Below are 14,311 nucleotides of genomic sequence, written 5' to 3' on the forward strand. Positions count from 1 at the left end.
CAAAAAAAAAGATTTCAAAAGAGTTTAGCAAATCAATTTATATCCATAACCTCTTATGTTTACAATTTGTATAGAACTATCATTTTGTAGTTTTTTTCTAAGCTTTGAGATAAAAACATCCATACTACGAGCATTGAAGAAATCATCGTTGCCCCATAATTTGTTTAAAATGAAACTTCTATCTAGTATTTCATTGCTTTTTTGTGATAAGTGATATAGTAATTCAGACTCTTTATGAGTTAATAATTCAGAATTGTTATTTAAGTGTAAAGTTTGTTTAGTATAGTTGAATATATAATTTCCAATAGGAATTGATTCATTATTGTTTTTTAATTGTATTCTATCTAATAAAGAATGTACTCTTACAATTAGTTCTTCCATTGAAAAAGGTTTTTTTAAGTAATCATTACCTCCATGATTAAATCCTTCTAAGACATCTTTAGTTTGTGATTTTGCTGTTAAAAATATGATAGGAATACTTTTGTTATTTTGTCTAATTTCTTTAGCTAACGTAAAACCATCTTTTTTAGGCATCATAACATCAAGAACTAGAATATCAGGAGTAATTTCTTCATATAGATTGAAAGCTTCTTCACCATTAATAGCATGGTAGACTTCAAAATTTCTTGTTTCTAAAGTTTCTTTAATAATTTGACCTAAACTAGGTTCATCTTCAGCTAAGATAAGTTTGATTTTAGTGTTCATTAGGTAAATCAATTTTAAAAATGGTACGTTCAGAGTTTGAGCTTAGTGTAATAACTCCATTGTGTTTTTCAATAATTTTTTTGGTATAGTATAAGCCTATGCCAAAACCTTTAACATCATGAGTATTTCCTTTAGGAACTCTATAAAATTTATCGAAAATTTTTGATTGTTGGTTTTTATCAATTCCATTACCATTATCTGCAATTGTAATTTCAATAGTGTTTAATATAAGAGAAACATTAACGTCAATTTTACTTCCTCCGTACTTAATAGCATTGTCTATTAAGTTAGAAATAGCATTTTCTATATGAAAAACATCAATATTAATGGAATAGTTGTTAATGTTTTTAAAAAATTGAATGGTTTTATCATTACTAATTAATTGGTGCTTTTTAGTAACCTTCTCAATAAGTTCAATAATATCTGTTTCTTCTTTTTTTAGTAATAGTTTTTCACTATCAAGAGTTGCAGTTTCAAGAAGCTTCTCAACCATTTGATGTAGTTTTTTTAATTGAACAGCAGAAATTGATAAGTATTTTTTAGTTTTTTCTTTATCATCAATGATGTTAAAATTATCAATAGCCTCAATAGCAGTAGAAACTGTTGTAATGGGAGTTTTAAATTCGTGAGTTATATTACTAATTAAATCATTTTTGATTTCTGCTAACTCTTTCTGTTGATTAATTATTTTTAATAAATAAAATAAACTAGCAATAACAGCTAATGATAGTATTAAAGATAATAGTATCCCTGTAGAACTTCTTTTTAAAGTTTCTAATGTAGGGTTAGAGTAAATTAAATTTATATTTTCTCCGCTTTTTAAAAAACTAGATAGAGCTTGTATTTTTAATCCATATGAATTTGCAGAGTTGGTTATTTTTGAAGAGTTATACAATGTATCACATTTATAATGATCTAAGTAGAAGTTAGTATTTATTTTTTTCTTCAAAAGTATAGTTTTGGTAATTGAATCTACTTTTTGTAGTTCTAAACTATCATTTTGGATTGATATAAATATGGTTTTTAAGTCTTTAATTAGTTTAAGGCTATCTGTAGCTTTTTTACCATGAAAAACAGATACATTATTAATGTTACCAGAGTTTTTTATGTTTATACCTTTTTTAAGGTTGTTATCTAGCTGTGTTATTTGTTTTATCTCAAGAGTTTGTTTATAGGCACTATCATTTAGTATCTCATTTTGAGTATCTATAATGATTGTTTTAAAAAAAAGAGAATCAATTTTTTTAAACTTTTTTTGATCGCTAGTTGAAAAATCTAAAGAAGTGACTTCTTCAGGTAGTTTATTTTTATATAAAGTCTGCTTATTAGAATCTTTAGAAACGGTTATGAATTGATTCCATACTTTATTTTTTAAAGATATTTTTGAGTTAGCTATACTATCGGATTCTACTATTGCGAAAAAATTACTTTTTGATAAGTCAGAAAAATATAAATCTATAGCTTTATTTAAACTGTATTGTACTTCATTAATAACCCTTTGTTTATTTAGTTCATAGTTTTTGTAATTCCAATAAAATTGAACAGCAATAGTAGTAATAATTGTTATACTTATAAAGTAGAGGATCCAGTTGTGTTTTTTAATACTCATAATACAAAGGTACGTAGGTAAAGTTAATAAAAAGAGTGTGTTAACACTAGTTAACACTAGTTAACTCAAAAAGATATTAATCAGTTTCATCTTTGTGAAATCAAATTTTAAAAAATGATAAATTATGGTAAGAATTATAATGTTAATAATAATTATGTGTGCTACACTACCTATTTTTTCTCAGAAAATTCAAGGAAAAGCAATTTATAAAACACATAGAAAAATAGATGTAAAGCTGGATAGTAAAAAAGTAGGGGGGAATTCAGATATTCAAAAAGCGATTAATGAACAATTAAAAAAACAATTTCAAAAAACATATGTATTAAGTTTTACCTCACAAGAATCTACGTATAAACAAAAAGAAAAACTTTCAAAACCTGAATTCTCTACTGGAGGTGTACAAATTGAAATTGTAGGGAATGGAAGTGTTAATGATGTTTTATATAAAAATTTAAGCGAAAATAGATATTTAAACAAAACGGAAATTAGTGGTAAATTATTTTTAATAAATGATAAGTTTCTAGATTTGAAGTGGGAAATGACAGGAGAAACCAAAACCATAGGGAAATATACATGCTATAAGGCTGTAAGAGAACAACAAATAGAAAGTGTTAGTTTTACAAGTTCAGAGGAAGGAAAGGACAAAAAAGAAAGAAAAAAAGAAATAGAAGAAACAATTGCATGGTATACTCCAGAGATTCCTATAAGTAATGGACCAGGGATGCATGGAGGTTTACCTGGATTAATATTAGAGATTCAAGAAGGGAAACAAACTATTGTGTGTTCAGAAATAGTAATTAATCCATCAAAAAAAATAGAAATAAAAGAACCTACCAAAGGTAAAAAAGTTACTCAAGAAAAGTTTGATAAAATAATGAGAGAAAAAAATGAGGAAATGATGGAGCGTTTTAAAAATAGACGTAAAAGTAAAGATGGTAGCTCTTTTAGTATAGAAATTCAAGGGTAGAAGATAGTCGTGAAGATGGCCAATTTTAGTATTTCCTAAACAATCAAAATAAAAAATAATGATCAGAATAATAATAGTCATTTTCATGACTACATGGACTTCCATTGCGCAAATTAAAGTGACTGGAGTGGTAAAAGATAGTATAGGAACTCCACTTGAAATGGCAAATGTGATAGCAATTAATAAAAAAACTAAAAAGCTAGACTCTTATGGTTTTACTGATGCTAAAGGGAATTACTTGTTGAGTTTAAAAAAGAATTCCAGTTATACTATTAAAATAAGTTATATAGGTAAAAAGCCTTCTGAAAATTTATTAAACACAAAGGAAACGGCTATTAATAAAGATTTTGTGCTATTGGATGATGCTACTTTAGATGAGGTAAATATATCTTATAAAATGCCTGTAACTATTAAAGGAGATACTATTGTTTACAACGCCGACAGCTTTACCACAGGTACCGAGAGGAAACTAGGAGATGTTTTAAAAAAATTACCAGGAGTAAATGTAAATGAAGATGGAGAGATAGAGGTAGAAGGGAAAAAAGTGAAAAAAGTTATGGTAGAAGGGAAAAACTTTTTTGAAGGAGATAGTAAATTAGCAACTAAAAATATACCTGCTGATGCAGTTGATAAAATAGAGGTGTTAAAAAATCATAGTGAAGTAAATCAGTTAAGTAGTGTAACAGATAATGAGGATAATGTAGTTATCAACTTAAAACTAAAAGAAGGTAAAAAGAATTTTTGGTTTGGAGAGGTAGAAGGAGGTTCAGGTATAGGTATGTTAGAGGAAAGGTATACTTTCAATCCTAAGTTGTTTTATTATAGCCCAAAATATAGTTTAAATATTATAACGGATATTAATAATGTAGGGAAAGCTCCATTTACTATACGAGATTATATTAAATTTTCAGGTGGGTTTGAGAGTTTAATGAGTGGTTCAGGAACTAGTTTTAATCTTGATGAGGATTTATCTTTATTAACATTGCAAAACGATCGTATTAAGGCAATGAAAGCTAAGTTTGGAGCTGTTAACTTTAGTTATTCGCCTAAAAAAGAATGGGATATTAATGGATTTGCTATTTATTCAGGAAATGAAACTAATGCAGAACAATTATCAAATAGTATCTATACAAATACTACTAATAGTACCCAATCTAATAGTCTTATCATAAAAGAAGAGAGTGTTTCTAACCTTGTTTATCAGGAGAATAATTTAGGGTTGTTTAAAATCGGAGCTACCTATAAACCTAATTCAGAGAATCAACTTAACTATGATGTATTTACTAAAGTTTCTGGTTTAAAAAAAGTAGAGTCAACTATTTCAAGCAGAAGCTATTTTAATAATCAAACAGAAAGAGTTCCGGTTAATCAAATTTTAAAGCAATCTCCTTTTTCGTTGTCTCAAAATTTGAATTATTATTATACATTAAATGAAAAGAATATTTTTTCATTTGAAGCTCAGCATTTATGGAAAAAGAAAGATCCTTTCTATAATGCTGAATTAGAACAGTTATCATTTGCAAATTTAATTGGAGTCTCTACTGTTAATAATATATTTAATGTTGGACAGAGTAAATTAGTAACAACAAACAGGTTAGAGAATAAGTTGGATTATTATAGAGTAATAAATGATAGAAATAGTTTAAATGTAACTATTGGAGGGATTTTAAATAATCAGCAGTTTAACTCAACTATTTTTGAAATTTTAAATGGGAATAAGAAAGCTGTGAAAAATGAAAACTCTAATAATGATGTAGATTTTTCCTTTAGAGATATATACATAGGTTTAAATTATCGATTTATAACAGGAGTATTTACTTTTAATCAAGGGTTTACCTTTCACAAATATTTATCAAGAAATATACAATCAGGATTAGTTACAGAACAAGTTTTTACACAAGCTTTACCAGATGCATCTATAAAATTAAAGCTGAAAAACTCAGAAACACTTCGATTGCGTTATAATATGCAAACAGATTTTTCAGATGTAGAAAAGTTAGCTGAAAATTATGTGCTTAATAATTACAGTAGTTTGTATGCTGGTAATAGGAATTTAGAGAATACACTATCACACAATCTAAATTTAAGTTACCAGAATTTTAATAGGTTTAATTATACCAATATTTTTGGAAGCATTAATTATAATAAAAAAATAAATAGTATTACATCTAATACTAAATTTTTAGGAGTTAATATAATAAGTAGTTCAGTGAACTCTATGTTTCCTGATGAAACAGTTTCTGCAAATATTAACTTTCAAAAAGACTATAGAAAGTTTAAAATATCCTTAGGAGGAGATGTCAATTATTCTAAATTGAATAGTTTAGTAAGGGATATCTTTACTGATAGGTTGTTAAATCGGTTGACAAAGTCGTTTACACAGTTTTATAAAACAAAGTTTAGTACAAATTTGAAAGATGCTCCAAACTTTGATATAGCTTATAATGTTGCAATAAATAAAACAAATATAAACGGAATTAAAAATACGTATACAACCCATAGTCCATATATAAATTTTGAAGCTTTCTTTTTTAAATCTTTTTCTTTTTCTACTAAATATACATACAATCATGTTTTAAATAATTCAAGGGCTATAGATAGTTATGGGTTTTTAAAAGCTGATTTAATATATAGGAAAAAGAATAGTAAATGGGAATATAAGTTGACAGGAACTAATTTATTGGATACCAAAAGTCTTAATAGAAATTTCAGTAATGATTTATTAATAACTAACAGCAGTTATTTAGTTCAACCAAGAATTGTTACACTAAATGTAAAGTATAGTTTATAACCTCTTTTTTAAAAAAAAGGCTAGGTAATTTTTTACCTAGCCTTTTAATTATAGTTTAAGTATTTTATTTAATTAATAAGTAATTTTTTAATGGCATTATTACCATTGTTTTCAACTTGAATTAAATAAACTCCAGACTGTACATTTTCAAAAGTAACTTTTTCATTAAAAATAGCAGGTGCACTAGTGTTTTTAGGTTTGATTTCAATTAAGTTAACAAACTTTTTAGTATCAATAACTCTTCCTCTAAGATCTAATAATTTAACAGTTACTTTGTTTGGATTATAAGTTTCAAAAGCCAATTTAAAAGAACCATTAGTTGGGTTAGGGTATAGTTTAAACTCGTTCAAAGATATATTATTGGAAGAAGCTGTTTCGTCTTCAACAATAATAGTATAATCTTCAACTTCTCCATCAAAACCTTGTTCACAAGAACCTGGATCACCATCGTCTGCATATTTAGTAGAAACTCTTAAAACTGTTGACCCAAATTCTGCATCATTAGGAATCATAATGTTAAGAGGACTTAAAGATGTTTGTCCATCAGCACTACCTGTAACTGTACCTAAATCATAAATTTCTTTTGTGTCAAACTGACAATCTTGATTCCAATCAATCCAAGCGATACTTTTAGTTGTATATTGAGTTGTGGCAGAATCATCAGTATTAGTATTTACTGTTAATTGATGTGTTTGTCCTCTCTTTACAGTGGTATTAATAGATTTAAAATCTTCATATCCTTTACTCTTAGTAAGTGTTTTGTTTTCGAAAGTATTGAACTTAACAAAAGTTGTACTTGTATTATATGAAAGGTTACCTGAAGAACTACAAACTGTACTTTTAATATTTAATTTAACCTCAGCTGTTTTACTTATTGAGGCAGATTGAGCAGATAATGTGATAATATGATCACCATCTGCAACATTTTGTATGTTTTCTATGTTCAATGTAACTGTTCCGTCAGTGCTAAGTGAACTAGGAATTACACTTGTAGTAGAGCCTGTAGGGCTTTTTGTTACTGTGAAGTTTACTGTTTCGTTAAAACCATTAGATACAGTATAACTAAACTCAAAAGTTAATTCATTGGTAATTGATTTACATACAGAAGCATCACCAGTAATGTTTGAAATAGCAAAATCAGGTGTAGAACTAATTTTAAATTGAGAGGTAATATTGTAAAAAACATTATCAGCAGCTTCAATCAAAAGAATAGCATTTTCAGTATCAGGAATATTAGCAGGTAAAGTAATATTTTGACTACCATCATTAGGTGTGTTTGCTAAAAGCATAGTAAATGTAGTACCACCATCAGTAGATAGTTTAATGTTAACTTTTTGACAATTAATAGGTGAGCTGTTAGTTTGTCCAACGACCCAAGTAATATTTCTACTAGTATTTTGAGCCCAAGTAGCTTGGTTGTTTATAGTGAAAGCAGGTGCGTCAATTACAGAAACTCTGATGTCATCTCTTGCACTTGCTCCACCACCAGCTTTATTATCTCTAACAGTAAAAGCAAAGTTCATTTCTCTGGCTACAGAAGGTAAAACTTCCCATTGTGTAGCTGTGTTTCCAGAAAGTATTGTATTGAAAGCAGGAAAGTATCTGTCTGGAGTAGTTTTAGAAGATAAAGATCTAAATAAAGGTCCACCAGTATTTGTAGCTACTGGAGGCATAACAGCTATTTCAGTATCAATTTGTTCCCAATTATAAGTTAAACTTGAGGTTCCATCTGCATCAGTTGCTTGTCCTTTTAAAACAAAAGGTGTTGATTTAGGAATACTAACATCAGATCCTGCATTAGCTGTAGGAGCATTGTTATTTGTATCAGTTTGAACGGCACATGTAGCAGTTGTTTGTGTTAAATTCCACATTTGATTTATACTAACCGCATGAAAATGATCATCACTATTGTTTTGTACATTTGGCGAACAAATTCCAGCATAAGCCATAATGGTAGAACCACTACCAGGTTCAACAGCAGTAGATCCTGTTCTATTACCGTTACAAGAGTTGTTAAATGTATGAGTAGCACCAAATTGGTGTCCAATTTCATGAGCTACATAATCAATGTCAAAGGGATCATTAATAGGTTGTCCTCTACCAGTAATACCTCTTGCTTTTTGTCCTTCAGTACATACAACACCTAAGCCAGCAAGTCCACCACCACCAGTACTAAAAGTATGACCAATATCGTAATCATTAGAACCAATGAGGTTGTCACATACAGTTTGGCTCTCATTGATTAGAGATCCTGCGCTGTTATTTGAAAGGTTATCAGTTTCAGGGTCTAAAAAGATAAGTTTGTCATTATCATTTACTAAAATCATTCTAACAGCTAAATCCCTTTCATATACAGCATTGACACGTGTCATTGTTGTATTCATAGCCGATAATACGGCAGCTTTTTTATCTTGGTCACTGGCTGTATCAGGTATATTTTGTCTACTAATATGAAATTTTGAATATTCACCTGTAGCAGCAATAGCAATTCTGTAAGTTCTTAATTTTCCATCATTCGCATTTCGGTTGTACTGGTTGATAGATTTGTTAGCTATAATTTTCTCTTTTGCTTCATTAACTTTACATTCAAAATCACTTTTATCATAATTATAATCTTCTCTATTATATGAAATGTAGTATTGTTTATCTTTAGTTTTAGGATCTATATATAGAGAGTTATGATTAGCCGAAGTAATAATAACATGAACTCCATCAATACCAATACTTATCTTGGCGGTAGCAGTAGGGTCATCAATACCATAAGCAGTATAAGACTTTATAGTAGGGAATTTTTTAGCTAATTTTGGAGCTAAAATAGAGGTTTCTTCAATGTAGAATTTAGAAAATTTACCAATTGTGTTTGGTAAGTCAACTATAGTTTTTGATGTAGAAGGTTTAGAAGAAAGATAGGCACTGAATTCATTAAGATTTAATGAAAATAAATGATGTTTTTTAGGGGTGTGCTTTCTTTCATAATTAATCGTTTTGTTATTAACACTATTAGTTTCTATTTTTTTCCAGTAATTTTGTGCATTGGAAATAGTTGCAAGTGTTAATAGCAACAGAAGGGTGATTTTTCTCATTTGTAATTATTTAGTTTCTAATAAAAAATGAATCTCTAATAGAAGTAGGGGTTTACGAGTTAAAGGTATGAATAAAAAAGTACATGTAAAAGATTTACATATAAAAGATTATAAGGATACATGGGATTTGCAGACCTCATTGTTAGATGAAATTGTTAGTTTGAAAAGGCAAAGAAGGAATGGTAATGAAGCTATAATTACTCCAAATCATTTTTTATTTGTGGAGCATCCTCATGTTTATACATTAGGAAAGTCAGGAGATTTAAGTAACCTACTGCTTAATGAAGAACAATTAAAAGCAAAAAAAGCTACTTTTTACAAAATTAATAGAGGAGGAGATATTACTTATCATGGGCCAGGGCAAATAGTTGGCTACCCAATTTTAGATTTGGAAAATTTCTTTACTGATATTCATAAGTATTTAAGGTTATTAGAGGAAGCAATTATTTTAACCATTGAAGAGTATGGTATTAAAGGTGAAAGAAGTGAAGGTGAAACTGGAGTCTGGTTAGATGTAGGGACTCCTTTTGCTAGAAAAATTTGTGCAATGGGTATCAGAGCAAGTAGATGGGTTACTATGCATGGGTTTGCTTTAAATGTAAATGCTAATTTAGGATATTTTGATAATATTATACCTTGTGGAATTAGGGGTAAAGCTGTAACTTCAATGGAAGCGGAATTGGGTAAGAAAGTACCAGAAGAAGAAGTCAAGCAAAAAATCTTAAAACATTTTAAGGAGTTGTTCGAGGTTGAAGAATTTATATAAATAAAAAAGAGCTGTATTTTACAGCTCTTTTTTATTTATATAATAAAGTATGTTTTACTTTATAGCTTTGATATCAAAAGAAAACTCAATTAAATCATTAATGAATTTATCTTTTAAGTTGTCAAAAAACTTTTTAGATTTATATTGAATACCAAATTCAGTACGGTCAATACTAAAATCACTTTTAAAGCTTAAAGAACCATCTTTTTCTGAGATAGTAGCAGGAATTGTTATACTTTTAGTAACGTCTTTGATTGTTAGATTACCAGTAATGTTAACTTTACCATCTTTTACTTCAGAACTGGTAACTTCAAATTTTGCAGTTGGATATTTTTCAACGTCAAAGAAATCTGGAGCTTTTAAGTGTCCTTCTAAGTCTTCTTTACCTTTACCAGCTTCTAAATCAGTACATACTATAGAAGACATGTTTACTAAAAATCTACCCGCTTTTACATTTCCATTTTCTATATCTAAAAGCCCTTTTTCTAAAGAAATTGTTCCTGTATGCGATCCAGTAGGCTTAGTTCCTTTCCAAGTTAAAGTAGATTCAGTTATGTTAGCCTTATATGAGTTGATTACATTTTCAACTTTTTTAACTTCCTTTACTTCTTCTTTTGCCTCTACCTTTTTTTTGTCTGTTTTACAAGAAACAACACCTAAAGCAACAAAAGCAATAGCTAAAATTGATTTTTTCATGATATTTGATTTTTAATAATTGATTACTATAATTTAGAACAAATGTAAATAAAAAATATTTTCCTTGGAGATTATTTTTTGTTTAATAATTGGTTAATTACATAAGAAGAAGCCTGTAACCCAAACGCAGCTGGCATATAACTTATTGTTCCATAGTACGATTTTTTATAATTAGCCCCGTCTGTAAGCTTTAAACTCTCAGGAATTTGAACTTCTTCAGAATAAACCGCTCTAATACCTTTGTTAATATTATGTTGCTTTAGTCGTTTTCTTAAAAGCCTGGCCATAGTACAGTTCTTGGTTTTAGCAATATCTTTTACTTTGATTTTAGAAGCATCAAGTTTTCCACCAGCTCCCATTGAGCTTATAAGTTTGACTTTTTTCCTTCTAGCAGCGATCATCAAGTTTAATTTAGGGGTAATGCTATCAATACAGTCCATTGCATAGTCAAAAGAAGGATCCATGATTTCAAAGGCTCTTTCAGGGGTTAAAAATTCTTCAATTACTGTGAGTTTAATATCAGGATTTATGTCTTTTAATCGTTTAGCAACGGATTGAGCTTTAGAGGTTCCAATAGTGCTTTGTAGTGCTGGTAATTGTCTGTTAATATTGGTTTCATCAAAAACATCTCCATCAACTATAGTTATTTTATTAACACCTGCTCTGGCTATAAATTCAGCTGCAAATGATCCAACTCCTCCTAAGCCAACTATTAAAATATTAGCATTTTTTAATTTTTCTATTCCATCTTTTTGCACTAATAATTCAGTACGTTCTAACCAACTCATGTTATAAAAATTCTATTAAAGTTTTGATTTATTTTAAATTTTACGGTTTCTAAATCTTTTCCTTGAATAGTGGCAAATGTATTATAAATGTTTTTAATTGATTGAGAGGAGTTATCGGTTTCTAGCAAAATATTTTCTATAGGGATTTTAGCAATTGTATTTTGGAGTTTTGTATTGTTTAATAAATAGGCTCCTAATGATAATATAATGTTGCTTTTTAACAGCTCAAGAGCTATTTGTTCGCTTTTATTAAAGCCATGAATAACCCAGATTTGTTGAGATTTTAATTGTTTTTTTAAAGCAATAATCTCATTGTAAGCTCTAACACAGTGAATGATTAGAGGTTTATTGTGTTTTTCTGAAAGCTGAATTTGTTGTTTAAAAACTTCAATTTGCATATTGAAATCAACTTTAGATAATTTATCTAACCCACATTCTCCAATTGCTATACAGTTTTTATAAGATAATTTTTGGGTTAAGAGTTGGATTTCAGAATTGATAGTACTTTTATCTATATACCAAGGATGAATACCTACAGAGAAAAAAGAATTTGGTTCCTTTATGTTTGGAAAGTTATTTACAACTGAAGTTATGTCTGTGTCTGAATCAATATTGTGTGTATGAACATCAATAAAGTTCATATTACTCTTTGTTTTTAGAGTCAATGATTATAGTAACTGGGCCGTTATTTAGTAATTCAACTTTCATATCGGCACCAAATTGCCCTGTTTGGACTTTTTTACCCAAATCTTTTTCAATCTGAGTAATAAACTTTTCATATAAAGGAATGGCTATATCAGGTTTTGCTGCTTTTATATAACTTGGGCGATTTCCTTTTTTGGTAGAAGCGTGAAGCGTGAATTGACTTACTACTATTATTTCGCCTAAAGAATCTAAAATAGATGTGTTCATTACATTATTTTCATCATTAAAAATTCTCAGATTAACTATTTTTTTTGATAGCCAAGTAATGTCTTCATGAGTGTCTTCATTAACAATCCCTAATAAAACAAGAAGTCCTTCTTTAATATTTGCAACTTTTTCATTATTAATAGTCACACTAGCCTTACTTACTCTTTGTATTACTGCTTTCATTTTTAAGAAAGTTTATTTCCAAATATCTGTTCTGTAGTTCTCTTCTTCTCCTTCTAAAATTTGTAAATAGCTTTTATATCTAGACCATGAAATTTCATCGTTTTCTAAAGCGTCTTTTACAGCGCAATTAGGTTCGTTTACATGAATACAATTATTGAATTTACAGTTTTGTTTTAATGCAAAAAACTCTGGGAAATAATCACCTAGTTCATCTTTATCCATGTCAACCACTCCAAACCCTTTAATCCCTGGTGTATCAATAATTCTGGCATCAAAATTTAAATCAAACATTTCCGCAAAAGTAGTGGTGTGTTGGCCTTGTTTATGCTGTTCAGATATTTCTTTAGTTTTTAAATTTAAGTCAGGTTCAATAGTATTTACTAAGGTTGTTTTTCCTACACCAGAATGTCCAGCAAACATACTAACTTTGTTTAGCATAAGCTCTTTTACAAGATCAACATTTTTATTTTTTGTAGCAGAAACTTCTATACAAGTATACCCTATTTTTTCATAGATGTCTTTTAAATATAAGATTTCAGCTTTTTGATCAATTTCATAGGAATCAATTTTATTAAAGACTAAAATAGTTTCAATAGAATAAGCCTCAGCAGTAACTAAAAAACGATCAATAAACGTAGTAAACGTAGGTGGGTTATCTATAGTGATTAATAAAAAAACTTGATCAATATTAGCGGCTATTATATGAGTTTGTTTAGAAAGATTTACAGATTTACGTACAATATAATTTTTACGCTCCTGTATTTTGGTAATAACTCCAGTTTCATCATCCGTTTTAGTTTCAAGGTGAAATTCTACAAAATCGCCAACAGCAATAGGATTCGTACTTTTTATCCCTTTAATTCTAAATTTACCCTTAATACGACATTTATACAATGTAGTTTCATGTTTAACCCAATACCAACTTCCTGTAGATTTGTATACCGTTCCAATCATAATAACAAAGATGAGAATAAAAATTGAATGTACTTATGACTAATTCTGCATTAAATCATCAATTTTATCTTTGACAGATCCTTTTTCCCCAATTCTAATGAATCTAAAGAGTATTTGAGGAATTAAGCCCGGAGAAATAATAATCGAAGCATTTTTTGCAACTTTAATATCTCTCTGATTTATAACTTCACTAATCTCATTTTTGGGAGTGTTTGCAACTTTGGTAGCAAATTTCCATGCTCCATTTCTGGCAAGTTCCATACTGAAGTTTACTAAGAAGTTGTCAATTTTATGAGTGTATTTAAGAATCTTTTTTAAAAAAGGCCAAACTTTAGATAAATCATTTTCAACTTCATTAACAAGAGAAGCTAAAATGGTATTTATTTTGTTAAAGTCATTTTTTAAATCATTAATAGGTTTTCCTTCAGAAACTTGAGCCGCTGCAATACCTAAATCAAGATTAATGTGAGCGTTCATACCTATTAGTAAATGTTGTAAAACTATAGGCCAGTATTTATCAGAAATTGAAAAAGCTTTTTCCCAAGATAAAGTTACCGGCTTGTTTTTTTGGTAATTATAATAAGCTTCAATGTATCTTTTTGCAAAAATTACATCTAACTTCTCCATACGTTCTCCGTTTTCAAAAAAATTGTTTGAAATTCCTTCTTTAACCTTTTCAGTAACTTTTAAATATAATGCTGCAAAATATCCAGTAGTACTTTTGTTTGTAATGGCTTCATCTATAATTTTTTTTAATGTATTTATTACATCATCTATAGTTTCAATAGTTGGCATATGTTTTTTAGTTTGGTTTTGTGTAAAGTAAAACAAAATAAATTAGATTTATTTTTATTTTA

Annotated in this window: 12 protein-coding genes; 3 read left to right on the plus strand and 9 right to left on the minus strand. The window is 28.6% G+C overall.

Going from position 1 to position 14,311, the window contains the following annotated elements:
* Nucleotides 1-24: 24 nt before the first annotated feature.
* On the minus strand, nucleotides 25-705 hold the full coding sequence (locus ABNT65_RS18910) for a response regulator transcription factor (protein ID WP_348707210.1): 681 nt from the start codon (nucleotides 703-705) through the stop codon (nucleotides 25-27).
* Nucleotides 695-2,314, minus strand: coding sequence for a HAMP domain-containing sensor histidine kinase (locus ABNT65_RS18915; RefSeq protein WP_348707211.1), 1,620 nt, complete (start codon nucleotides 2,312-2,314; stop codon nucleotides 695-697). The genes ABNT65_RS18910 and ABNT65_RS18915 overlap by 11 nt, the downstream gene beginning before the upstream one ends.
* Before the next feature lie 124 nt (nucleotides 2,315-2,438).
* On the opposite strand from ABNT65_RS18915, the gene ABNT65_RS18920 reads away from it, so the two are divergent.
* Entirely contained in the window at nucleotides 2,439-3,281 is an 843-nt protein-coding gene (locus ABNT65_RS18920; protein WP_348740133.1) for a GLPGLI family protein, read from the plus strand.
* A gap of 58 nt (nucleotides 3,282-3,339) precedes the next feature.
* On the plus strand, nucleotides 3,340-6,072 hold the full coding sequence (locus ABNT65_RS18925) for a carboxypeptidase regulatory-like domain-containing protein (protein ID WP_348746579.1): 2,733 nt from the start codon (nucleotides 3,340-3,342) through the stop codon (nucleotides 6,070-6,072).
* 68 nt (nucleotides 6,073-6,140) lie between these two features.
* Here the strand turns inward: ABNT65_RS18925 and ABNT65_RS18930 are convergent, their stop codons facing one another.
* Nucleotides 6,141-9,155: a reprolysin-like metallopeptidase gene (locus tag ABNT65_RS18930; RefSeq protein ID WP_348707214.1), complete on the minus strand. Its 3,015-nt coding sequence runs from the start codon at nucleotides 9,153-9,155 to the stop codon at nucleotides 6,141-6,143.
* A gap of 67 nt (nucleotides 9,156-9,222) precedes the next feature.
* Here ABNT65_RS18930 and lipB point away from each other — a divergent pair, with 67 nt between their 5' ends.
* Complete coding sequence (lipB, locus tag ABNT65_RS18935; protein ID WP_348707215.1) at nucleotides 9,223-9,921, plus strand: lipoyl(octanoyl) transferase LipB; 699 nt, start codon at nucleotides 9,223-9,225, stop codon at nucleotides 9,919-9,921.
* 54 nt (nucleotides 9,922-9,975) lie between these two features.
* On the opposite strand, the gene ABNT65_RS18940 is transcribed toward lipB, so the two are convergent.
* The 6 genes from ABNT65_RS18940 to ABNT65_RS18965 all read right to left on the minus strand — a co-directional run bounded on the left by ABNT65_RS18940 (nucleotide 9,976) and on the right by ABNT65_RS18965 (nucleotide 14,249).
* On the minus strand, nucleotides 9,976-10,617 hold the full coding sequence (locus ABNT65_RS18940; protein ID WP_348707216.1) for a YceI family protein: 642 nt from the start codon (nucleotides 10,615-10,617) through the stop codon (nucleotides 9,976-9,978).
* A 71-nt stretch (nucleotides 10,618-10,688) separates the two neighbouring features.
* Complete coding sequence (locus ABNT65_RS18945) at nucleotides 10,689-11,405, minus strand: tRNA threonylcarbamoyladenosine dehydratase (protein ID WP_348707217.1); 717 nt, start codon at nucleotides 11,403-11,405, stop codon at nucleotides 10,689-10,691.
* Complete coding sequence (locus ABNT65_RS18950) at nucleotides 11,402-12,046, minus strand: TatD family hydrolase (RefSeq protein ID WP_348707218.1); 645 nt, start codon at nucleotides 12,044-12,046, stop codon at nucleotides 11,402-11,404. Before ABNT65_RS18950 ends, ABNT65_RS18945 begins: the two co-directional genes overlap by 4 nt.
* Before the next feature lies 1 nt (nucleotide 12,047).
* Nucleotides 12,048-12,500 (minus strand): D-aminoacyl-tRNA deacylase, encoded by a 453-nt coding sequence (gene dtd, locus ABNT65_RS18955; protein WP_348707219.1) that lies wholly within the window; start codon nucleotides 12,498-12,500, stop codon nucleotides 12,048-12,050.
* Between the two features lie 12 nt (nucleotides 12,501-12,512).
* Entirely contained in the window at nucleotides 12,513-13,454 is a 942-nt protein-coding gene (gene rsgA / locus ABNT65_RS18960) for a ribosome small subunit-dependent GTPase A (RefSeq protein ID WP_348707220.1), read from the minus strand.
* Nucleotides 13,455-13,493: 39 nt separating this feature from the next.
* The gene (locus ABNT65_RS18965) at nucleotides 13,494-14,249 is read right to left on the minus strand and encodes a DUF5995 family protein (RefSeq protein ID WP_348707221.1); all 756 of its coding nucleotides are present in this window, start codon (nucleotides 14,247-14,249) and stop codon (nucleotides 13,494-13,496) included.
* Between the last annotated feature and the right edge of the window lie 62 nt (nucleotides 14,250-14,311).

The sequence above is a fragment of the Tenacibaculum sp. 190524A02b genome (genome assembly GCF_964036645.1).
Taxonomy (GTDB): domain Bacteria; phylum Bacteroidota; class Bacteroidia; order Flavobacteriales; family Flavobacteriaceae; genus Polaribacter; species Polaribacter vairaonense.

Coding starts and splice junctions, on each gene's coding strand:
- ABNT65_RS18910 (WP_348707210.1), bottom strand. CDS start 705: ATGAACACTAAAATCAAACTTATCTTAGCTGAAGATGAACCTAGTTTA.
- ABNT65_RS18925 (WP_348746579.1), top strand. CDS start 3,340: ATGATCAGAATAATAATAGTCATTTTCATGACTACATGGACTTCCATT.
- ABNT65_RS18920 (WP_348740133.1), top strand. CDS start 2,439: ATGGTAAGAATTATAATGTTAATAATAATTATGTGTGCTACACTACCT.
- ABNT65_RS18940 (WP_348707216.1), bottom strand. CDS start 10,617: ATGAAAAAATCAATTTTAGCTATTGCTTTTGTTGCTTTAGGTGTTGTT.
- ABNT65_RS18965 (WP_348707221.1), bottom strand. CDS start 14,249: ATGCCAACTATTGAAACTATAGATGATGTAATAAATACATTAAAAAAA.
- dtd (WP_348707219.1), bottom strand. CDS start 12,500: ATGAAAGCAGTAATACAAAGAGTAAGTAAGGCTAGTGTGACTATTAAT.
- ABNT65_RS18915 (WP_348707211.1), bottom strand. CDS start 2,314: ATGAGTATTAAAAAACACAACTGGATCCTCTACTTTATAAGTATAACA.
- lipB (WP_348707215.1), top strand. CDS start 9,223: ATGAATAAAAAAGTACATGTAAAAGATTTACATATAAAAGATTATAAG.
- ABNT65_RS18930 (WP_348707214.1), bottom strand. CDS start 9,155: ATGAGAAAAATCACCCTTCTGTTGCTATTAACACTTGCAACTATTTCC.
- ABNT65_RS18950 (WP_348707218.1), bottom strand. CDS start 12,046: ATGAACTTTATTGATGTTCATACACACAATATTGATTCAGACACAGAC.
- ABNT65_RS18945 (WP_348707217.1), bottom strand. CDS start 11,405: ATGAGTTGGTTAGAACGTACTGAATTATTAGTGCAAAAAGATGGAATA.
- rsgA (WP_348707220.1), bottom strand. CDS start 13,454: ATGATTGGAACGGTATACAAATCTACAGGAAGTTGGTATTGGGTTAAA.